The organism is Nocardioides alkalitolerans (assembly GCA_038184435.1).
GTDB lineage: Bacteria > Actinomycetota > Actinomycetes > Propionibacteriales > Nocardioidaceae > Nocardioides > Nocardioides alkalitolerans_A.
On record CP116227.1, the window covers coordinates 2,446,999 to 2,467,677 of the forward strand.

At 74.3% G+C, this 20,679-nt stretch carries 18 protein-coding genes; 7 read left to right on the plus strand and 11 right to left on the minus strand.

The genetic code is table 11. From position 1 onward, the window contains the following. Positions 1 to 36: 36 nt before the first annotated feature. The 6 genes from rodA to PIR53_11715 all read right to left on the minus strand — a co-directional run bounded on the left by rodA (position 37) and on the right by PIR53_11715 (position 8,384). Positions 37 to 1,236, minus strand: a complete 1,200-nt coding sequence (rodA, locus tag PIR53_11690) for a rod shape-determining protein RodA (GenBank protein ID WZH50685.1) — start codon at positions 1,234 to 1,236, stop codon at positions 37 to 39. Beyond that, positions 1,233 to 3,380, minus strand: a complete 2,148-nt coding sequence (gene mrdA / locus PIR53_11695) for a penicillin-binding protein 2 (GenBank protein WZH50686.1) — start codon at positions 3,378 to 3,380, stop codon at positions 1,233 to 1,235. Before mrdA ends, rodA begins: the two co-directional genes overlap by 4 nt. Further along, positions 3,380 to 3,892 (minus strand): rod shape-determining protein MreD, encoded by a 513-nt coding sequence (mreD, locus tag PIR53_11700; GenBank protein WZH50687.1) that lies wholly within the window; start codon positions 3,890 to 3,892, stop codon positions 3,380 to 3,382. The genes mrdA and mreD overlap by 1 nt, the downstream gene beginning before the upstream one ends. Beyond that, positions 3,889 to 4,950, minus strand: a complete 1,062-nt coding sequence (locus PIR53_11705; GenBank protein WZH50688.1) for a rod shape-determining protein MreC — start codon at positions 4,948 to 4,950, stop codon at positions 3,889 to 3,891. The genes mreD and PIR53_11705 overlap by 4 nt, the downstream gene beginning before the upstream one ends. Before the next feature lie 2 nt (positions 4,951 to 4,952). After that, positions 4,953 to 5,981, minus strand: a complete 1,029-nt coding sequence (locus PIR53_11710; protein WZH50689.1) for a rod shape-determining protein — start codon at positions 5,979 to 5,981, stop codon at positions 4,953 to 4,955. A 669-nt stretch (positions 5,982 to 6,650) separates the two neighbouring features. Continuing rightward, positions 6,651 to 8,384, minus strand: coding sequence for an ATP-binding cassette domain-containing protein (locus tag PIR53_11715; GenBank protein ID WZH50690.1), 1,734 nt, complete (start codon positions 8,382 to 8,384; stop codon positions 6,651 to 6,653). 75 nt (positions 8,385 to 8,459) lie between these two features. On the opposite strand from PIR53_11715, the gene PIR53_11720 reads away from it, so the two are divergent. The 3 genes from PIR53_11720 (at position 8,460) to PIR53_11730 (ending at position 11,086) form a co-directional block, all read left to right on the plus strand. After that, positions 8,460 to 9,404: an MOSC domain-containing protein gene (locus tag PIR53_11720; GenBank protein ID WZH50691.1), complete on the plus strand. Its 945-nt coding sequence runs from the start codon at positions 8,460 to 8,462 to the stop codon at positions 9,402 to 9,404. 87 nt (positions 9,405 to 9,491) lie between these two features. Next, positions 9,492 to 10,253: an SDR family oxidoreductase gene (locus PIR53_11725; GenBank protein ID WZH50692.1), complete on the plus strand. Its 762-nt coding sequence runs from the start codon at positions 9,492 to 9,494 to the stop codon at positions 10,251 to 10,253. Next, on the plus strand, positions 10,250 to 11,086 hold the full coding sequence (locus PIR53_11730; protein WZH50693.1) for an SDR family NAD(P)-dependent oxidoreductase: 837 nt from the start codon (positions 10,250 to 10,252) through the stop codon (positions 11,084 to 11,086). The genes PIR53_11725 and PIR53_11730 overlap by 4 nt, the downstream gene beginning before the upstream one ends. Before the next feature lie 33 nt (positions 11,087 to 11,119). On the opposite strand, the gene hemE is transcribed toward PIR53_11730, so the two are convergent. Beyond that, complete coding sequence (hemE, locus tag PIR53_11735; GenBank protein WZH50694.1) at positions 11,120 to 12,181, minus strand: uroporphyrinogen decarboxylase; 1,062 nt, start codon at positions 12,179 to 12,181, stop codon at positions 11,120 to 11,122. Between the two features lie 69 nt (positions 12,182 to 12,250). Here hemE and PIR53_11740 point away from each other — a divergent pair, with 69 nt between their 5' ends. Together PIR53_11740 and PIR53_11745 are read left to right on the plus strand one after the other, a co-directional pair. Next, a complete protein-coding gene (locus tag PIR53_11740) occupies positions 12,251 to 12,856 on the plus strand; it encodes a DUF3000 domain-containing protein (GenBank protein WZH50695.1) in 606 nt (201 codons plus the stop codon). Then, a complete protein-coding gene (locus tag PIR53_11745; protein ID WZH50696.1) occupies positions 12,853 to 14,154 on the plus strand; it encodes an HRDC domain-containing protein in 1,302 nt (433 codons plus the stop codon). The genes PIR53_11740 and PIR53_11745 overlap by 4 nt, the downstream gene beginning before the upstream one ends. Positions 14,155 to 14,157: 3 nt before the next feature. Here the strand turns inward: PIR53_11745 and PIR53_11750 are convergent, their stop codons facing one another. The 4 genes from PIR53_11750 to PIR53_11765 form a co-directional block, all read right to left on the minus strand. Beyond that, positions 14,158 to 15,492 (minus strand): extracellular solute-binding protein, encoded by a 1,335-nt coding sequence (locus PIR53_11750; protein ID WZH50697.1) that lies wholly within the window; start codon positions 15,490 to 15,492, stop codon positions 14,158 to 14,160. Between the two features lie 95 nt (positions 15,493 to 15,587). Next, positions 15,588 to 16,865, minus strand: a complete 1,278-nt coding sequence (locus PIR53_11755; GenBank protein ID WZH50698.1) for a helix-turn-helix domain-containing protein — start codon at positions 16,863 to 16,865, stop codon at positions 15,588 to 15,590. Between the two features lie 92 nt (positions 16,866 to 16,957). Continuing rightward, on the minus strand, positions 16,958 to 17,911 hold the full coding sequence (locus PIR53_11760) for an HAD family hydrolase (protein ID WZH50699.1): 954 nt from the start codon (positions 17,909 to 17,911) through the stop codon (positions 16,958 to 16,960). Between the two features lie 152 nt (positions 17,912 to 18,063). Continuing rightward, on the minus strand, positions 18,064 to 19,065 hold the full coding sequence (locus tag PIR53_11765) for a hypothetical protein (protein WZH50700.1): 1,002 nt from the start codon (positions 19,063 to 19,065) through the stop codon (positions 18,064 to 18,066). Positions 19,066 to 19,295: 230 nt separating this feature from the next. Between PIR53_11765 and PIR53_11770 the strand changes: the two genes are divergently transcribed. Then, the gene (locus PIR53_11770) at positions 19,296 to 19,940 is read left to right on the plus strand and encodes a hypothetical protein (protein ID WZH50701.1); all 645 of its coding nucleotides are present in this window, start codon (positions 19,296 to 19,298) and stop codon (positions 19,938 to 19,940) included. 80 nt (positions 19,941 to 20,020) lie between these two features. Next, complete coding sequence (locus PIR53_11775; GenBank protein ID WZH50702.1) at positions 20,021 to 20,656, plus strand: hypothetical protein; 636 nt, start codon at positions 20,021 to 20,023, stop codon at positions 20,654 to 20,656. The last annotated feature ends 23 nt before the right edge of the window (positions 20,657 to 20,679 follow it).

Genomic DNA, 20,679 nt, shown 5'->3' on the forward strand with positions numbered 1-20,679 from the left:
TCCGCCGCCCCGGGTGGGAGTGGTACGAGCGTTTCTTTACCCGGCCTCGCCGCGCGTGCCGTTGCGGAGGTGGATGCTCTGCAGCACCCCGACGGCGAGCATGACCGCGAAGAGGGACGAGCCACCGTAGGAGACGAACGGCAGCGGCACCCCGGTGACCGGCATGATGCCGAGGCACATCCCGACGTTCTGGAACGCCTGGAACCCGAACCAGCAGGCGATGCCGCCCGCGGCCACGCGGCCGAAGGCGTCGTCGGAGGCCGACGCGATGCGCAGGGCGCGCCAGACGACGAGCGCCAGGAGCGCGACGATGGCACCAGCCCCGACGAGGCCCAGCTCCTCCCCCGCGACCGTGAAGATGAAGTCGGTCTGCTGCTCGGGCACGAACCCCGAGCGCGTCTGCGACCCCTCGAAGAGACCCTGGCCGAAGAGGCCCCCGTTGCCGATGGCGATGCGCGCCTGCTCCGTGTTGTAGCCCGCCCCGAGGGGGTCGCGGTTCGGGTCCATGAAGGCCAGGAAGCGGTCGAGCTGGTAGGGCTTGAGGACCCCGGCGCCGACGGCCGCGACGGCCGCGCCCGCTCCCGCGAGCAGGAGCCCGAGGAGCCAGCGCCGCGGCGTGCCGGCGATCGCGAGCACGCCGAGCACGGTCGCCGTCAGCACGAGCATGGTGCCGAGGTCGGGCTGGGCCAGGATCAGCGCGGCGGGCACGGCGGCGATGGCGAGCATGCCCACGACCTCGCGGGTGCCGACCGAACGGCGCCACGACGCCTGCGCGCGCTCGGCGACGAGGAGGGCCATGCCGACGACGACCGCCAGCTTCGCGAACTCCGCCGGCTGGATCGACATGCCGCCGAGGCGCAGCCACGACCGGGAGCCGTTGATGGTCGACCCCATGACGAGCACGAGCACGAGGCCGACCACCGAGACGAGGTAGACCAGGGGCGCCACGATGCGCAGCCAGCGGTGGTCGGTCGCCACGACGACGACCGCGAGCACCACCCCGATCGCGACGTTGACGAGCTGGCGGCGCAGGAAGGCGGTCGAGTCGTCCCCGACGAGCGAGGCGCGTGTCGCCGTGGCCGACCAGACGAGCAGGGTGCCGACGACGAGCAGCACGGCGACGGCGGCGAGGAGGACCCAGTCGAGACCGGGGATCCGGGTGCGGGTCGTGGCGGCGACCGCCCCGCGGCCGCCGAGCGGGCGGGCCCCGAGCGGGCGCAGCGGGGTGACGGTCACGAGCCCTCCTCCGGGTCGCGGGCCGGCGGGAGGATGGAGCCGTCGGGCGTGAACGTCGGGAGCTCCTCGCCGGCGACCACGCCCGGGATCGCGGCGGCGGCCGGGACGACCGCGTCGCCCTCGACGCCGTACAGCGACTCCCAGATCGCACGCACCGCCGGGCCGGACGTGCCCGAGCCCGTGCCGCCCTGCGACACCATCATCACGACGACGTAGTCGTCGGAGTACGACGCGACCCACGACGTCGACTGCTTGCCGTAGACCTCCGCGGAGCCGGTCTTGGACCGCACCACCACGTCGTCGAGCGGGAACCCGCCCATGCGCCAGGCCATCGTGCCCTCGCGGGTCACGCCCTGCAGCGCGCCGTCGATGTAGTCGACGACGTCGGACGGCACGTCGACCGTGGCCTTCACCTCGGGCTCGATCTCCCGCACCAGCTCGCCGTCCGGCGAGACGACGGCCTTCGCGACCCGCGGCTCGTAGAGCGTGCCGCCGTTGGCGAGCGCGGCGTACGCGTCGGCCAGCTGCAGCGGCGTGACGATCGTGTCGCCCTGCCCGATGGAGAAGTTGACGGCGTCACCGGCCCGGTAGGCGTACCCCTCCGCGCAGAACTCGCGCGCGAACCGGTGCTGGAAGTCGTTGCCGTCCTCCTCCGCGAGGTCGCAGTAGAAGTCCTTCTGCGCGTCGTAGTACTCCCGCTTCCAGGCGCGGTCGGCGATCCGGCCCGACGCCTCGCCGGGCAGGTCGACGCCCGTCGCGGTGCCGAAGCCCCACTCCTTGGCCTCGTCCACCAGCGGGTCGAAGGCGTCGACGTCCTCGACGTCGGAGCCGTAGGTGGCCCAGAAGTCGTAGCCGATCCGGTAGAAGAACGTGTTGCAGGAGACCTCGAGCGCCTTCGCGAAGCCGATGGAGCCGTAGGCCCCCGACTCGTAGTTCTTGAAGTCGCGGTTGCCGACCCGCAGGCTCGACGAGCAGTCGAGGCGGCTGTCGGTGGTGTAGCCGTTCTCGAGCGCCCCGGCCGTCATGAACGGCTTCCACGTCGACCCCGGCGCGAACTGGCCCTGCGTCGCGCGGGAGAGCAGCGGGGTGCCCGCCTCCTCCGAGTAGAGCCGGTCGAGGTCGGTCTGGGAGATGCCGCCCGTCCACACGCCCGGGTCGTAGGTCGGCTGGCTCGCCATCGCCACGATCCGGCCCGTGTCGGCCTCCATGACGACGACGGCGCCGGAGTCCGCGACGTAGTTGCGCCCCGTCACCGTGTCCCGGGTGTTCCGCGCCGTCTCGATCGTCGAAGCCAGCTGCTGCTCGACGACCGACTGCACCTGGGCGTCGATCGAGGTCACGAGGGTGTCGCCCGGCGTCGCCTCGATCTCCGAGTCGTCGCCGATCACCTGGCCCATGGAGTCGACCGCCACGCGCCGGTAGCCGGGCATGCCGCGCAACCACGCGTCGTACTCCTGCTCGATGCCCGCGCGGCCCACCACGGACGCGCCGTTGACGGACGCGTCGTCCGCGTCCTCCGCCGCGTCGAGCTCGCTCTCGGTGATGGGGCTGAGGTAGCCGAGGAGGTGGGCGGCGTTGACGCCGTACGGCGCGGGGTAGTCCCGCACGGTCTGCTCGTCGACCACGACGGCCGGGTAGTCCTCGGGCTGCTCGCGGATCGCGAGCGCCACCTCGCGGTCGACGTCGACGGCGATCGGGACGGGCTGGTACGGCGAGCCGTTCCAGCAGGTGCCCTCCACCGAGCCCGCGTCGCCGCAGTCGAGCAGGGCGCCGTCGAGCGCCGTGCGCTCGAGGCCGACCGCGGTGGCGACGCGGTCGAGCAGCACCTCCGCGGCGTCGTCCTCCATCCGTCCCAGCACGCTGCGGTCGACCGCGACGACCCACGCCGTCCGGTTGGCCACGAGCGGGCGGCCCTGCGCGTCGACGATGAGGCCGCGCTGCGGCTGCACGACGATGTCGCGCACCGACTGCGACGCGGCCTTCGCCTGGTAGAGCTCGCCGTCGAGGACCTGCACGTACCAGAGCCGCGCCAGCAGCGTGCCGAAGAGGGCGAGCACGAGCGCCTGCACGACGATCAGCCGGAGCCGGCTGCGCTTCGCGCCGGGGCTCTCCGGCGTGGCGCGACGCGTCGGCGACGCCGCCATCAGGCGAACCGTCGCTGCGGCTCGAAGCGCGTCAGCAGCACGAGGAGGGGCAGCAGCACGAGCGGCGCCACGACGACGTCGCTGACGAGGCCGACCCCCACCGCGGCGAGCACGTCGCCGACGGACGTCGCGGGGTCCTGCATGACGACGCCGAGCAGCGCGAACACCGACGACCCGACGAACGAGGCGACGGCCGCCGTCACGAGCACCACGGGCACGGTGGGCCGCTCGTCGCGGCGGACGCTGCCCGCGACGTACCCCACCACCATGAGCGCGAGCGCCCACCGGCCCGCCAGGTGGTCGGCCGGCGGGGCCAGGTCGAGCGCGAGCCCGGCGCAGAAGCCGAGGATGACACCGACGTTGGGTCCGCGGGTGAGGGCACCGGCGACGACGACGAGGAGCACGAGGTTGGGCACGACCCCGCGCCACGACAGCCCCGGCAGCAGCGCGGCCTGGAGCACGACCGCGAGGAGGACGGCCAGAGCGGTCACGGCGCTGCGGGCGGCGTTCATCGGCGGATCCCGTCGGGTCCGACGAGGGCGCGGTCGCTCTCGGTGTCGGGCGGCACGACGACGCCGACCGTGTCGAGCCGGCTGAAGTCGACGAAGGGCTCGATGACGGCGCGCTTCGTGGTGTCCCGCGGCGTCGAGAACAGCTCCGTCACGGTGCCGATCGGCACGCCCGCGACGTAGGGACCGGCGTTGCCGCTCCCCCAGGTCGCGACGACGTCGCCCTCGGCCGGTACGACGGTGGTGTCGACCAGGTCGAGGTCGAGGCGGCTCGGCTCGGACAGCGAGCCGCCGCCCGAGAGGAACCCGACCTCGTTGGAGCTGCCCACCCGGGCACCGACGGTGGAGTCGGCGTCGACGACGAGGAGCACCGTCGCGGTCGTGCGGGTCACGCCCACCACGCGGCCCACCAGTCCCGCCGGGGCGATGACGGTCATGTCGGGCTGCACGCCCGACGACGTACCGGCGTCGATGGTGACGGTGCGGGTGAAGGTCTGCGCCGCGCCGTACGCGACGACGCGGGCGGGGACGAGGTCCACCTGCTGAGCGCCGGCGGCGGTGAGGAGACCGTCGTACTCGGCCAGGCGCGCACGGTCGAGCGGCTCCGTCGCCAGCTGGTTCCGGAGCTCGTCGTTCGCGGCCTCGGCGGCCGCCAGGTCGTCGCGCAGGGACGACTGGGTCTGGAACCACGCCGGGACCGCCGCCACGGGGCGCACCGCCGCGGCGGCCACGGACTCGAGCGGTCCGACGACCTCGCCCACGACGGCGCGCGCGGGCTCGACGGGCGAGCTGTCGCCGCCGAGGTGGTCGAGGGTCATGAGCGAGAGGCCCGTGATGGCGAGCGCGGCCACGAGCGCGCGCGGGGGGCGTCGCTCCTGCGCCGTGCCGGGCGCCCACGACACCGTGAGGGGGAGGCGGCGCAGGCGGGCGAGGCCCCGGGGCCGGGCGGTGCGACCGAGGCGGTCGTCCTTGCCGGGGCGGGGGGCGCGGTCGCCGGGACCGGGACCGCCGGGGCCACCGGTGTCGGGGCCGGTCGGCGGGAGGGGGGTGCGGAGGGCCACGGTCAGTACCTCCGGCGGTCGGAGACGAGCACCGCCTGCAGGGCCTCGAACTCCTCGACGCAGCGGCCCGCGCCGAGCGCCACGGACGTCAGCGGGCTCTCGGCGACGTGCACGGGCATGCCGGTCTCGTGGCGGATGCGCTCGTCGAGGCCGCGGAGCAGGGCGCCGCCGCCGGTGAGCACGATGCCGCGGTCCATGATGTCGCCGGCCAGCTCGGGGGGCGTCTGGTCGAGGGTGACGCGCACGGCGTCGACGATCGCGTGCACCGGCTCCTCGAGGGCCTGGCGGATCTCCGACGTGCTCACGCTCACCGTGCGCGGGAGACCGGAGACGAGGTCGCGGCCCCGCACCTCGACGTCGGGCTCGCCCGACGAGGGGAAGGCGGAGCCGACGGTGGTCTTGATCTCCTCGGCCGTGCGCTCGCCCAGGAGCAGCGAGTGCTCCTTCTTCATCCACGCGATGACGGCCTGGTCGAGGTCGTCGCCGGCGGTGCGGATCGACAGGGACGTGACGATGCCACCGAGGGAGATGACGGCGACCTCGGTCGTGCCGCCCCCGACGTCGACGACCATGTTGCCGGTCGCCTCGTGCACCGGCAGCCCGGCACCGATGGCGGCCGCCATGGGCTCCTCGACGATGTAGACCCGACGGGCTCCCGCCTGGTAGCCCGCCTCCTTCACCGCGCGCTGCTCCACGGCCGTGATGCCGCTCGGCACGCACACGACGAGCCGCGGCTTCGCCAGGTAGCGCCGCTTGTGCACCGCCTGGATGAAGAACCGGAGCATCTGCTCGCAGGCCTCGAAGTCGGCGATGACGCCGTCCTTGAGCGGGCGGATCGGCATGATCGTGTCGGGGGCGCGGCCGATCATCCGCTTGGCCTCGTGGCCCACCGCGACGATCTCCTGCGTCATCGTGTTGAGGGCGACGACCGACGGTTCGTCGAGCAGCACGCCCTTGCCACGCACGTAGACGAGCGTGTTCGCGGTGCCCAGGTCGACCGCCATGTCGCGGCCGATGACGCCTCTCATCATCCGGTGTGCCTCGCTCTGGGTAGGACCCGTGCGGGTCCGATGGGGAAGTGGGGCGTCGACGAGCAGCCGAGCCCGGATCCCGAGCGTAGGAGCGTCCCCGGGGCTCAGCGGGGAGGCACGCCGGTGGGGTGGGGGCCCGCGCGTCGAGTTGTCACGTACGCCGCGGTGGGCGCGTCGAGTTGGGTCGTACGGCGCGGCGTGCGCGTCGAGGTGGGTCGTACGGCGCGGCGTGCGCGTCGAGGTGGGTCGTACGGCGCGGCGTGGGCGTCGAGGTGGGCGGCATGCCCGGGCCTCCCGGGGGAGGAAAACGCGGACGCGCTTCCGCCCGGGAAAAGAACGCGCGGACGCCGGACCGCGACACGCCGAGGGCGGACCCCCTCCGGTCCGCGTTTTCTTCCTCCGGGCCGGGGCCCGGGTCGGGCCCCGGCCGTTGTGAGAACTGTGCGCCTGGGACGGCCCAGGTCGCGTCCAGCGCGCACCATCGACACAGTCGCAGCCGAGCCCGCCCGGCGACCGCGCGCCCGATGCCAGCTCGGCGCCCCCGCCGCGGCGTACGTGACAACTCGGCGCTCCCACCGCGCCGCACGACCAAACTCGACGCAAACGCCGCGCCCTACAACCCAACTCGACGCGTACGCCGCGCCCTACAACCCAACTCGACGCGACGAACTACCGCGCCCGGGCCACACGCCCCTCGTCCCAGACGGGCTCGGTGGACTCGTAGACGGTGCCGTCGGCGCCGTACACGAGGAACCGGTCGAAGCCGCGCGCGAACCACCGGTCGTGGGTGACCGCGAGCACCGTGCCCTCGAACGCCGCGAGTCCCTCCTCGAGGGCCTCGGCCGAGGCGACGTCGAGGTTGTCCGTGGGCTCGTCGAGCAGCAGCAGGGTCGCGCCCGACAGCTCGAGCAGCAGGATCTGGAAGCGCGCCTGCTGGCCGCCCGACAGCGACTCGTAGGGCTGGTCGGCGCTCGCCGCGAGCTCGTAGCGGTCGAGCACGCGCGCCGCCTGCTCCCGGCCCATACCGGCCCGACCGTGGGGCGAGCCGTCGCCGCGGTGGAGGATCTCGGTCAGGGTGCGCCCCACCAGTTCCGGGTGCTCGTGCGTCTGCACGAACCAGCCCGGCCGCACCCGCGCCCCGAGCCGCGCCCGTCCCGTGTGGGGCACCGGCGCCGGCGGGGTCTCCCCCACCGGCCGGTGCTCGACGTCGGGGTCGGTGCCGCCGCCGGCCAGGAGGCGCAGGAAGTGCGACTTGCCCGACCCGTTGGAGCCGAGCACGGCGACCCGCTCGCCGTACCAGACCTCGAGGTCGAACGGGTCCATCAGCCCGGTCAGCCCCAGCTGCTCGCAGACGACGGCGCGCTTGCCCGTGCGTCCGCCCCGCAGCCGCATCGTCACCTGCTGCTCGCGCGGCTGCGCGGTGGGCGGGCCGGCCTCCTCGAATTTCCCGAGCCGCGTCTGCGCCGCCTTGTAGGCGCCCGCCATCCCGTCGTTGAACTCCGACTTCACCCGCAGCCGGTGCACGAGGGCCTTCAGCTTCGCGTGCTCCTCGTCCCAGCGCCGGCGCAGCTCCTCGAACCGCTCGAACCGGGCACGCCGCGCGTCGTGGTAGCCCGCGAACCCGCCCACGTGCGTCCAGACCGAGTTGCCCGCGCCCGCGCTGCCGAGCTCGACGGTCACGACCCGGGTGGCGGTGTTGGCGAGCAGCTCCCGGTCGTGGCTGACCAGCAGGATCGTCTTCGACGACGCCGCGATGCGCTGCTCGAGCCAGATCTTCCCGGGTACGTCGAGGTAGTTGTCCGGCTCGTCGAGGAGCAGCACCTCGTCGGGGCCCCGGAGCAGGTACTCGAGCACGAGCCGCTTCTGCTCACCGCCCGACAGCGTGCGCAGCAGCCGGTGCCGCGCCCGGTCCCACGGCATCCCCAGCGCGGCGACCGCGCAGGTGTCCCAGACGACCTCGATCTCGTAGCCCCCGGCGTCGGCGAGCTCGCCCAGCGCGGTGGCGTACCGCATCTGCGTCGGCTCGTCGTCGGTCTCCATGAGCGCGAGCTCGCACCGGTCGACCGCGGCGAGCGCCGCGCGCACCCGCTCGGGGGCGACCGAGGCGAGCAGGTCGCCCACCGTCGGGTCCGTGACCTCCGCGTCGTCGCCGTCCGCGCCCGTGCGCACGACGCCCTGCCCGACGAACTGCCGCATCACGCCGAGCCCGCCCGACCGCGTCACCGCGCCCTCGTGGGGCACGAGGTCCCCCGTCACGATGCGCAGCAGGGTCGTCTTGCCCGCCCCGTTGGCGCCGACGAGCGCTACCTTCTGCCCGTCGCCGACCCGGAACGACACGTCCGCCAGCAACACCCGCCCGTCCGGCAGCTCGTAGCGCACCCCGGCGACGTCCACGTGACCCACGAGGAGCCATCATCCGGTCCCCCGGCGCGCTGCGCCAGCCGATTACCGGGCCGCCGGCCGACTACCCTGCGCACCGTGCCGCTCGTCGTGTCCGCCCTCCACCGCTACCCGGTCAAGTCGATGCGGGCCGAGGACCTCGCCACCGCTGCCGTCGAGCCCTGGGGCCTCGCCGGCGACCGGCGCTGGATGGTCGTCGAGGCCGCCGAGGGCCGCGGGGGCCGCCAGCCGGGCGACTTCGTCTCGGCCCGCACCGACCCGGCCCTGCTGCTCGTGCGGGCGCGCCTCCTCGCGGAGGGGCACGGCGCGCTCGATCTGACCGCGGGCACCGAGGCCGGCACCGGAGCGGGCACCGGGGCCGCGTCGTCCTCGATCACGGTGCCCATCCCCGACCCGGTCACCCAGGTGCCCGTCGAGGTGTGGGGCTCCCACCTCACCGCGGCCCCGCAGCCGGCCGCGGACGCCTGGCTGAGCGACCTCCTCGGCCGCCCCGTGCACCTCGTCCACCTCGACGACCCGACCCGTCGCCCGGCCGACCCGCGCTACTCCAGCCCCGGCGACCGCGTGTCGTTCGCCGACGGCTACCCCCTGCTCGTCACGACCACCGCGTCTCTCGCCGCACTGAACGACGCGCTCCTCGAGCACGCCCAGGGCGCCGCGGAGCCGCTCGCCATGGCCCGCTTCCGGCCCAATCTCGTGCTGACCGGCGACGAACCGGCCTGGGCCGAGGACGACTGGCGCCGCCTGCGCGTCGGCGACGTGACCTTCCGCGCGGTGAAGGGCTGCGCCCGCTGCGTCATGACGACGTTCGACCCCACCACGGGCGAGCGCGGCCACGAGCCGACGCGCACCCTCGCGCGGCTGCGCCGATGGGACGGCGGCGTCTGGTTCGGCGTCAACCTGGTCCCGGACGTGCCCGCCCCCGCTCCCGGCGCACCCGCCCCCGAGATCCGGCTCGGTGACGAGGTGGAGGTGCTCGAGCGGGTGCCCGCGGGCGACGGCCCCCTCCGCTCGCCCGCCTGACGGGCACCTCGGACGGGGCGACCCCGATCTGGTAGGCATGGCCCAGGTCACACCGCACCGCAGGTCCCGCGACAGGAAGGCACCGCCATGCCCGCATCCCCCGGCCTCGCCGGCAAGACCGCCCTCGTCACCGGCGCCAGTCGCGGCATCGGCCTCGCCATCGCCCAGCGGCTCGTCGACGAGGGCGCCCGGGTCGTCATCACCGCCCGCAAGGTCGACGCCCTCGAGGCGGCCGTCGCCGAGCTGGGCGGCCCGTCGAAGGCGCTCGGCATCGCGGGCCGCGCCGACGACGAGGAGCACCAGGCGGACGTCGTCGCCCGCGCCGTCGAGACCTTCGGGAGCCTCGACCTGCTCGTCAACAACACGGGCATCAACCCCACCTACGGCACGCTCATGGACATCGACCTCGACGCGGCCCGCAAGATCCTCGAGGTCAACGCCATCGGCACGCTGGCCTGGACCCAGAAGGTCGTCGGCGGCTGGATGGCCGAGCACGGCGGCGCCATCGTCAACGTCGTCTCCGTCGCGGGCCTGCGCCCGGCGCCGGGCATCGGCTTCTACGGCGCGTCGAAGGCCCTGCTCGTGCACCTCACCGAGGAGCTCGCCGTCGAGCTCGGGCCCGGCATCCGCGTCAACGCCGTCGCTCCGGCGGTCGTGAAGACGCGCTTCGCCGAGGCGCTCTACTCCGGTCGCGAGGAGGAGGTCGCCGCGGCGTACCCCCTCCAGCGTCTCGGCGTCCCCGAGGACATCGCCGGCGCCGTCGCCCACCTCCTGTCCGACGACGCCTCCTGGACCACGGGCCAGACCCTCGTGCTCGACGGCGGCCTGACCCTGCGGGGCGGCGTGTGAGCACGTCCCCCGCCCCCGCCGACCGGCTGGCGGGCCTCGGGGTCGTCGTCACCGGCGGCGGGCGCGGCATCGGCCGCGCCCTCGCCGTGCGCGCCGCCACCGAGGGGGCACGCGTCGTCGTCAACGACCTCGACGCCGACGCGGCCGCCGCCGTGGCGGCGGAGGTCGGCGGCACCGCGGCTCCCGGGGACGTCGCCACGACCGACGGCGTACGCCGCGTGCTCGCCATCGCCGTCGCCGAGCTCGGTCGGGTCGACGTCTTCCTCGCCAACGCGGGCATCGACTCGACGTCCGGCGGGATGGTCGACGACGCGCCCAGCCTCGCGACCTCCGACGAGGCGTGGGCCCGCATGCTCGACGTCAACGTCATGGCCCACGTGCGCGCGGCCCGCGAGCTCGTCCCCGGCTGGCTCGCCCGTGCCGAGGAGACCGGCGGCACCGGGGGGCGCTTCGTCGTCACCGCGTCGGCGGCCGGGCTGCTGACGATGCTGGGCTCCGCGCCGTACTCGGTGACGAAGCACGCCGCCGTCGGTTTCGCGGAGTGGTTGAGCGCGACGTACGGGCACCGCGGGGTCGCCGTGCAGGCACTGTGCCCGCAGGGCGTGCGCACCGCCATGCTCGACAACGCCGGCCCGCTCACCGGGCTGCTCTCGCGGGACTCGGCGCTGGAGCCGTCCGACGTCGCCGACGCCTGGGCGCGGGCGTTGGACGAGCGGCGCTTCCTGGTGCTGCCGCACCCGGAGGTGGCGGACTACTACGCCGCGCGCGCCACCGACACCGACCGCTGGCTGGCGGGCATGCAGCGCCTCCAGGCGAAGCTGGACCGGGGCTGACCCCGGGGCTGAGTCCCGGGTCGAGCCGGAGGCTCAGTCCAGCGCGTAGGTCTGCACGAACTCCGTCAGCCGCTCGAGCTGGCCCGGGTCGGTCGACGGGATGACGCCGTGGCCGAGGTTGAAGATGTGGCCGGGCGCGGCACGGCCGGCCTCGATGACCTCCGCGGCCCGCGCCAGGAGCACCTCGGTCGGCGCGAACACGAGCGTCGGGTCGAGGTTGCCCTGCACCCCCCGCCCGCCGACGCGACCGATCGCGTCGGCCAGCGGCGTGCGCCAGTCGACGCCCACGATGTCGGCCCCGGCCTCGCCCATGAGGCCGAGCAGGTTCGACGTGCCCACGCCGAAGTGGATGCGCGGCACGCCCAGCTCGCCGATCGCGGCGAGCACGCGCGCCGAGTGGGGCTGTACGTGGGCCGCGTAGTCGGCGGGCGTCAACGCGCCGGCCCACGAGTCGAAGAGCTGCACGGCGGACGCGCCGGCCCGCACCTGCACCTCGAGGAAGGCCGCCGCGATGCCGGCGATCTTCTCCATGAGGGCCGCCCACACGTCGGGGGCGCCGAACATCATGGCCTTCGTGCGCGCGTGCTCCTTCGAGGGACCGCCCTCGACCAGGTAGGACGCCACCGTGAACGGCGCGCCCGCGAAGCCGAGCAGCGGCGTGCCGCCCAGCTCGCCCGCCAGCCGCCGGACCGCCTCCGTGATGAAGGGGACGTGCTCCGGCGTCAGGTCGGGGATCGCGGCGACGTCGGCCAGGGTGCGCACCGGGTTCGCCACGACCGGGCCGATGCCCGGCTTGATGTCGAGGTCGACCCCGACCGCCTTGAGCGGCAGCACGATGTCGGAGAAGAAGACGGCCGCGTCCACGCCGTACCGGCGCACCGGCTGCAGCGTGATCTCGGTGACGAGGTCGGCGTCCATGCAGGACTCGAGCATGCCGATGCCCTCGCGCACCCGCAGGTACTCCGGCAGCGAGCGCCCGGCCTGCCGCATGTACCAGACCGGCGTGTGCGGCACCGCCTCCCCGCGGGCGGCCTTGAGGAAGACCGAGTCGGCGAGGCGGGGGTCGGGCTGCTGGACGGGCTGGGGCGCGGACACCCCCCGATCCTCGCAGGTCAGGCGGCGTGGCGCACGGCCGACCCGGACGCCCCGGCTTACCCTCGGCCCATGGCCGCTGGACATGACGCGCGCCCGGGCACCGACGCCGGGCTCGTCCCGAGCGCCTTCCGCGACGCCGTGGCGGCGATGCGGGGGGCACGCGTGCGACCCGAGGTGCACCTGGAAGAGATGCCGGCGCCACGTCGGATCGCGCCGTACGCGGCCGCCGTGACGGGCGACGTCGAGGAGGGCGAGGAGGAGGTCGCGACCGGCCGCCTCATCCTGCTGCACGACCCCGACGGCAACGACGCGTGGGAGGGCACCTTCCGCTGCGTGACCTACGTGCGCGCCGACATCGAGGGCGAGCTCGCCACCGACCCGATGCTCGCCGAGGTCGGCTGGTCGTGGCTGCGGGAGGCCCTCGAGGCCCACGGCGCCGCGTACGGCGCGGCCGCCGGCACCGTCACCTGCGTGACCACCCGCGGGTTCGGCCAGATGTCCGACGACGAGACCACCGCGCAGATCGAGATCCGTGCCTCGTGGTCGCCCGCCGACCTCGCCCTCGACCGGCACACCGAGGCCTGGGCGGAGCTCATGTGCCAGGCCGCCGGCCTCCCGCCGCTGCCCGACGGCGTCGCGCTGCTCCCCAGCCGGCGCCAGCGGGGCCGCTCGTGACCGACGCCCCGTCGACGGGACCCGACGCGCAGGAGCCCGAGACCCCGGAGGCTCCCGACGCTCCCGAGGCCCCGCTGCTCGAGCTGCGCGACGGGCTCACCCCCGTCATCGAGACCGCGGAGGCCCTGGCGGACTACTGCGCGGCGGTGGCCGCCGCGGACGGTCCGGTCGCGATCGACGCCGAGCGCGCCTCGGGCTACCGCTACTCCAACCGCGCCTACCTCATCCAGCTGCGCCGCGAGGGCGCCGGCACGGCGCTGGTCGACCCCATCGCGTTCGAGTCCCTCGCCCCGCTGCAGGAGGCCATCGGCGACGCCGAGTGGATCCTCCACGCCGCGACGCAGGACCTGGCGTGCCTCGCCGAGGTCGGGCTCCACCCCACCCGGCTCTTCGACACCGAGCTCGCCGGGCGCCTGCTGGGCCACCCGCGGGTCGGCCTCGCCAGCCTCGTCGAGCGCCAGCTCGGGCGGCGGATGCGCAAGGAGCACTCCGCCGTCGACTGGTCGCGCCGCCCCCTGCCGGAGCCGTGGCTGGTCTACGCCGCGCTCGACGTGGAGGTGCTCGTCGAGCTGCGCGCGCTCCTCGTCGCCGAGCTCGAGGAGCAGGGCAAGACCGAGTGGGCGCGCCAGGAGTTCGAGCACCTGCTGTCCTTCACCCCCACCGTGCGGGTCGACCCGTGGCGACGGGTGTCCGGCACCCACAAGCTGCGCGGCCGTCGTGCCCTCGCCGCGGTCCGCGCCCTCTGGACGACCCGCGACGACATCGCCCGCACCCGTGACACCACGCCCAGCCGCGTGCTGCCCGACTCCGCGATCATCGCGGCCGCCGAGGCGCTCCCGACGACGCGCGGCGCGCTGCTCGCGACGCCGGGCTTCAAGGGTCGGGGCGCGGACCGGTACGCCGCGCGCTGGGTCGAGGCCGTCCAGGAGGCCCTCGACCTCGACGAGTCCGCCCTGCCGGCACGCACCCTGCGGGGTGACGGACCCCCGCCCGTGCGGGCCTGGGCCGACAAGGACCCGGCCGCCGCCCGCCGCCACGCCGTGGGCCGCGACGCGGTCGCCGCCCTCGCGGAGGAGCGCTCCGTGCCGGTCGAGAACCTGCTGACGCCGGACTACCTCCGGCGGTTGCTGTGGTCGCCGCCGCGCACCCGCGACCGTGCGGACCTCGTGGAGGCCGTGGGGGCGCAGCTCGCGTCGTACGGCGCCCGGCCCTGGCAGGTGGAGCTCACCGCACCCCTGCTCGCCGACGCGGTCATCGCCGGCGACGCGGAGCCCGCGGACTCGTCGGCCGAGGACTGAGCCCTACTCCTCCTCGGTGCTGCCGCCGAGCAGCAGCCGCGATGCCTCGTCGAGCTCGGTGACGGTCGAGAGGATCGTCTCCTCGTTGAGGATGGCGTCGTTGAGGAGCGCGTCGAGGTACGGCGCGACCGCGGCGTCCAGCGCGGCCTCGTCCGGCACGGCCGGCAGGAAGTAGGTGTAGCGCAGGTTGTTGGTCCAGACGCTCGCGGACTCCGGCAGCTGGTCGGGCTGCTGGTAGGCGTCGGACTGGGCCACCTCGAGCAGCACCGGCACGATGTAACCGGCCTCGGTGACGCCCGCCATCGCGTCGGGGCTGGTCAGGTCGACGATGGTGTCGGCCGCCGCCTCCTTCGCCTCGGAATCGAGCGACATGCAGATGCCGCCGGCGGTGCCGACGGTGGCACGCTCGTCCACCGAGGGCGGGAAGATGACGTCGAAGTCGAGCCCGTCGACGGCGCGCAGCGCGGGCACCTCGGAGCGCGGCGCCATGATCATCCCGAGCCGGCCCGAGGTGAACCACTCCATCGCGTCGGCCTGCGCCAGCTCGTCGGCCGTGAGGGTGATCTGGGGCTCGCGGAGCACCTGCAGGGCCTGGGTGAGCGCGCTGACCGAGGACTCCTCCGACAGCGCGGTCGAGGTCGGCGGCGTCTGGTCGTCGAACACCGCGCCACCGCCCGACAGCACGAACGGGGCGAGCTGCTCGAGCGTCGGCCCCACGTAGAGGCCCTTCGTGCCGGCCTCCGGGTCGGACGCGAAGCGGGCCGCGGCCTCGAGCTCCTCGAGGCCCCAACGGCCGCTGCTCGGCACGGGCAGCCCCTCGGCCTCCATGGCGTCCCAGTCGACGAGCGCCTTGTTGTAGAAGATCACGAGCGGGTCGATCGAGTAGGGCATGCACGCCAGGCGGTCGTTGACGGTGAACGCCTTGACCCCGTCGTAGGACAGCGTGTCGCCGAAGTCGACGTTGCGGTCCACCATGTAGGAGTCGACGGGCTCGATGAGGTCCTGGCCGTCGAGGTAGGCCAGGTCGCTGTTCGACGCGAAGAAGAGGTCGGGCAGGGCCTCGCCCGCCGCGACGGCGTCGCGCAGCGAGGAGTTCGAGGCCTGCACCTGCACCTGGCGGGTCTCGGTGGCCTCGTTGAGCTCGGTGGTCTCGGCGACGAGGGCCTCGACCTCCGCCTCGGGCATCCCGTAGGTGCCCAGCGTGAGGTCGGCGGCCGCGGCGGTCGTCGGGGGCGTCGGCTCCGGCGTCGCCTCGCCGTCGCCCTGGCAGGCCGCGAGGGTCGGGACCAGCAGGGCCACCGACGCGACCGCTCCGACCGCAGCTCTGCGACGCTCCACGTTGCCCCCGTTCGTCTCCGCGCCCCGGTGCCGGGACGCGCCGTCACGATACCCGTGGGTCACCCCCGGCCGGCCGGGCGGGAGCGGGGCGCTCCTCAGCCCGTCGCCCGGTGGAAGCGCTCGAAGTCCCGCTGGTCGCCCGCCTTCCACAGCGGGACGCTGGCCTTGAGCACCATGGTCAGCGACACCACGAACTCCGGGTCGTGCAGGTCCTCGCCGAACAGCTCGTTGATCCGCTTCCAGCGGTAGCGCACCGTCTGGGCGTGCACCCCCAGACGCGCCGCGATCGCCGGCGCGCTGTCGCGCGACTCGAGCCACGCGAGGAGCGTCTCCGACAGGATCTCCCGCGAGTTGGGCGTCTCGGCCAGCAGCGGCGACAGCAGGTCCTGGACCAGCCCCTGGCGCAGCAGCGGCTCGGCGTGCAGCCAGATCTGCGTGCGGTGCTCCGCACAGCGGAGCAGCGGGCCGTCGGGCACGATCCCCGACCCGGCCAGCGTCAGCATCTTCCGCACCCAGCGCAGGGCGTCGCGCAGCTCGGCCGGACCGACCGGCCAGCCCAGGCCGACCCGGTGGCCCGTTTGCGCGAGCAGCGGCTCGAGCACCTCGACGACCTCGTCGACCTCCGGCGCGGGCGCGAGCAGCACGAGCCCCGACCCGTCGGGACGCACCAGCACCCGGTCGAGGACGCCCCCGGCGGCCAGCACCTCGCGCACCTGCTGGCGCAGGGTCGCCGACTGCTCGTCGGCGACGGTGACCTCGCGGTGCTCGAGGCCCAGCACGACGAGCCGCTCCGGCACGCGCCACTGCGCGGCGTTGGCCAGCGACCGCAGGGCCTCGCCGTCGACGCCGCGCAGCAGGGCGTCGAGCAGCCGGCGCCGCGCGCGGCCACGGTCGCTCTCGAGCCGGCGTCGCGCGACGTCGTACCCGATGCGGGTCTGCTCCACGAGGTGGTCGAGGTAGGCGAACATCCGGTCGCCGAGCACCCCGAGCGCGTGGGCCGAGAGGCCGTGCGTGCGCGCGAGGTCGCGCAGGTGCCGCCACGCGTCCTGGGTGGCGACGCGGAACGCCGCCTGCGTGGCGTCGAGGTCGCCCTCCTCCCAGGCCTCCCCGTGGCCCATCTGGCGGAAGAGGTCGTCGACGCGCGCGTTCGCGAACGGGCGCCCCTCCGCCACCGCCATGAGGTGCTCGATCGCCGCGGCGACCGCACCCTCGATCAGCTGGTGGCGGCGACCCTCCGGGTGGCCGGCGTAGCTCGCCACCTTGGCCTGGATCTCGTCGGCGATCTCCAGCGCCAGCTCGGGCGCCACCGAGCGCACGGCGCTGGTCAACCGCGCCGCCGCCTCGGCGTCCTCCGCCCTGATGGGCAACGTCACCGCACCCATGTCTGCTCCCCCATGTGGTCCCTCCCTCGTCGACGGCCGCACGCGCGGCGCGTCCCTTCCTGCGGCTGGCGCAGCCCTCCCGCTCACACCAGCACCCCCGCGACGACGAGCACGGCCCCCACCAGTGCCGTCGCCCCGCTTCCGACCCGTACGGCGCGCAGCCGCCCCGGCAGTCCCCGCAGCCGCGCGAGGAGCACCTCCACGCGGTCGACCGCGACGTCGGGCAGCACGACCACGGGCACGTCCCCCGCGCGCGTCGTCGCGGCACCGGCGGCGTCGGTGAGCGCGAGACGCGCTCCAGCGGGCACGGTTCCGGCGCCTCCCGCCACCCAGACCACGGACCGACCGGCCTCCGCGAGCCCGGCGACCAGGGCCCGGCGGCCGTCGGCGTCCGCGACGGCACGGACGTCGCCGCCGGTCTCCGCGGCCAGCCGCTGGGCCTCGACCTCGCCGGCGGAGCTCACCATCGTGGTCGTCCAGCCGTCGGCCGTGAGCCGGGTCAGGGCTCCCGTGGCCTCGGGCCGCACCCGGTCGGCGACCGTGATGGAGCCGAGCATCCGGCCGTCCACCTCGACCGCCACGGTGCGTCCCCCGCGGGTGGCGGTCGGCGCGGCCACCCCGAGCCACCGCGGGTCGCCCACGCGCACCGGGTGGCGGTCGACCGAGCCCTCGATGCCGGCGCCGGGGACGCGGCGTACGTCGGTGACCCGGCCGCTGCCCGCCAGCCGGGAGATGGCCCGCGAGACCGGGCCCTCGCCCTGGTGCTCCAGCGCCCCGGCGAACCAGCGCAGGTTGCGGTCGTGGTCGGGCTCGACCGGCTCGACCGCCACCACCTGCAGCTCGCCGTCGGTCGCGAAGCCGCCGGCCTCGGCGACGACGACGTCCCCGTGGCGCGCGGCGGCGAGCAGCACGCCGCCGCGCGGGACCACGGCGCCGTCCGCCCGGAGCGGGGCGAGGGCGAGGGTGTCGGCCAGCACGACGAGGAGGGCGGAGACGAGCAGCAGGACGGCACCGACGGCGAGCAGCACGGCGCTCATGCCGGTCGGCCGGTCCCACGCAGGACGTCGTCCACGCACTCACTCCCCGATAAGTCAGTGTGGTTGCGGTCACAGTAGAGCCGCCGGGTGGGTCGTCCGTCAACGCCCTCCTGCCGTACCGGATACGGGCACCCGCCTGCCACGCCGGCGTCCTACGGCGCCGTCGAGGGCAGCGGGAGCGGGGACGGGACCCCCTCGACGCCGTCCCGGAGGTCGGGGGCGCACCCGGCGTCCGCGATGGCGGTGTCGGGCTGTGGCGGCAGCGGGGCATAGGTCTGGTCGTCGAACGCGTAGTAGCACCCGAGGATGCCCAGCTTCACCGTGACCGGGTTGTCCGGTCCCGAGACGAGCGAGGTCAGGACGGCCGAGAGGTCGTCCCCGTCGGTCGTCGTGCAGCCAGCGAACGCCGGGATGTCGAGCGTGCCGTTCAGGGTGCCACCCTCCGCACCCGAGAACCCTCGGTCCTGCACGAACTGCTCACCCGCCGCCTGGTCGATCACCACCGCCTCACTGGCGAGCTCGATGCGAGCCGTCGGACCCGTCGCGCACGAGTCCTCCACCGGCACCGGGACGTCGTCGACCGTGAGCCCCACGACGGCGACGTCCACGAGGTCCTCCAGGCCGGTCGGCGGGTAGATCTGGAGCTGACGGGTGAAGTTGGTCGTCAGTCTCGTGCGGATGTAGAACCCCACGGGAAGGTCGGCCTCGTCGCGCCGCTGGCGCAGCTGCAGACGCACCTCGGTCGGGATCGACCCGAAAGCGACCGTGCGGATCACGATCTCGGGCGACAGCCCGTACTGGTCGCCACCGCCCCCGGTGGGTTGCAGGTAGGCGTGGATGTCGAAGTCACCGTCGACGATGAGGTCACCGTTCTCGTCCGTCCGCTCCGTCGTGGCGAACTCGATGTTCGTGGCGAGGAGCCCGACCGGGACCCGGCCCCACTGCTGGGAGACGGGCGAGTAGGCACGGCCCACCTGCGCCACGCCCAACCAGCCGTAGGTGTTGCGCGTCGCCGGATCGTTGCCGGTGGTGATGAGGGGCAGGCCGTCGTAGGGGCCCGGTTCCTGGGCGCTACCTGCCGCGGGCAGGAACAGCAGAGGTGCCGCGAGCGCTGCGGCGACCAGGGCACGACGGGAACGCAGGGAGAACCTCACCGGCGCACTGTGACAGCGGCCGCGCCGGGACAGCCAGGCTTCACCCGGCGGCCCGGGACACACTCCGAAAAGTTGTCACCCAGGTGACAAGTCGGCGTGACGCGTTGTCACGCGCGTGACAATCCAGCGCCCCAATTCGAGCTCGGGACGCCCGCGCCCTGGACCCGGTCGACGGCGGCGGGGCTTGATGTGCCCGTGACAGCCGTCACGCTCGGAACCTAGGAGGAACGATGAAGTTCAAGACCCTCGCTGCCGCCGCTGCCGCCGCCGCCGTCATCACCGTCTCCAGCCCGGCCTTCGCCGCGGGGCCGCCCTACACCGTCTCGGTCGGCGGCAGCAGCGCTGCCGGATCGCACGCGATCACCGCGGCGAGCACCGGCACGGTGCAGTTCTCGGCCCGCAACGCCGGCGGCACTGTCATCAACATGAACTGCACGTCCGTCCGCGGTGCGGGCACGGTCACCTCGGGCACGGGGGTCAACCCCGTCGCGGCGATCACGTCCACGACCTGGACGGGGTGCAGCATCCCGGGTGGCGCCGCCACCGTGACCCACAACGGCACGTGGAACATCACCGGCACGGGCACCAACGCGACCACCGGCAACGAGTCGATCGCCGGCTACGTGGGCGGCGCGAACGCCTCCGTCCAGACCACCGCCAACCCGAACATCTGCCGCTTCACCGTCACGGGCCAGGCGAACGGCTCCTTCAACGAGGCCACCCAGCAGCTCAACATCAGCCAGACCGGCTACACGAGCAACCTGACCCTCTCCAACGTGGTGGGCTGCCTCGGGCAGCTGCAGAACGGCAACCCGGCCAACATGGTGGCGAACCTGGCCGTCACGTCGCCCGACGGCGCCATCAACCTGTCGTGACCCCGAGCGGGCGGGCCGTCCCCCTCCCCCGGCCCGTCCGCTCCTCGGCTCGACCCCACCCACGTCAGGAGACTGCCCGCATGACCACCAGCACGCTCACCCGCCGCGTACGCCGCGCTCTCGCCACCGCCGGCGTCGGCGCCGCCGTCGCCCTCATCCCGCTCGCCGCCCACGCCGCGACCATCGTCCCCATCGAGTACGACGCCGTCGGCACCAGCACCATCGCCAAGACCGGCTCCGACGTCGGCCTCGGACCCACCACCCTCAGCACGGACCTCGACGTCGAGACCGGCGACTTCACCGGCTCCCTGCCCCTGCCCGGCACCCGCACCAGCTTCAAGGCCGCCGGCTTCCTCCCCGTCCAGGCCGACGTCGCCTTCGTCGAGGTCGCCCCCGTCACCGGCCACATCAACCTCTCCGGCGACATCGCCTCCGTCGACGCCACCGCGACCTACAACGTCAAGCTCTCCAACATCAAGGTCCTCGGCTTCCCCACCTTCACCGGCAACAAGTGCCAGACCACCACCCCGGTCACCATCCCCGTCGGCACCGAACCCGGCGTCGGCTTCGACCTCACCGCCGGCGGACGCCTCGTCGGCGAGTACACCATCGGCAAGTTCTCGAACTGCGGCCTCAACACCGGCCTCATCAACCTGCTCGTCCCGGGCGCCGGGAACACCGTCGAGATCGACGTCTCGAACGGCCGCTTCCTCTGATCGACCACGTCTCGGAGCGGGTG

Coding starts and splice junctions, on each gene's coding strand:
- mreD (WZH50687.1), bottom strand. CDS start 3,892: ATGAACGCCGCCCGCAGCGCCGTGACCGCTCTGGCCGTCCTCCTCGCG.
- PIR53_11740 (WZH50695.1), top strand. CDS start 12,251: ATGGCCGCTGGACATGACGCGCGCCCGGGCACCGACGCCGGGCTCGTC.
- PIR53_11710 (WZH50689.1), bottom strand. CDS start 5,981: ATGATGAGAGGCGTCATCGGCCGCGACATGGCGGTCGACCTGGGCACC.
- PIR53_11770 (WZH50701.1), top strand. CDS start 19,296: ATGAAGTTCAAGACCCTCGCTGCCGCCGCTGCCGCCGCCGCCGTCATC.
- PIR53_11725 (WZH50692.1), top strand. CDS start 9,492: ATGCCCGCATCCCCCGGCCTCGCCGGCAAGACCGCCCTCGTCACCGGC.
- PIR53_11760 (WZH50699.1), bottom strand. CDS start 17,911: ATGAGCGCCGTGCTGCTCGCCGTCGGTGCCGTCCTGCTGCTCGTCTCC.
- PIR53_11775 (WZH50702.1), top strand. CDS start 20,021: ATGACCACCAGCACGCTCACCCGCCGCGTACGCCGCGCTCTCGCCACC.
- mrdA (WZH50686.1), bottom strand. CDS start 3,380: ATGGCGGCGTCGCCGACGCGTCGCGCCACGCCGGAGAGCCCCGGCGCG.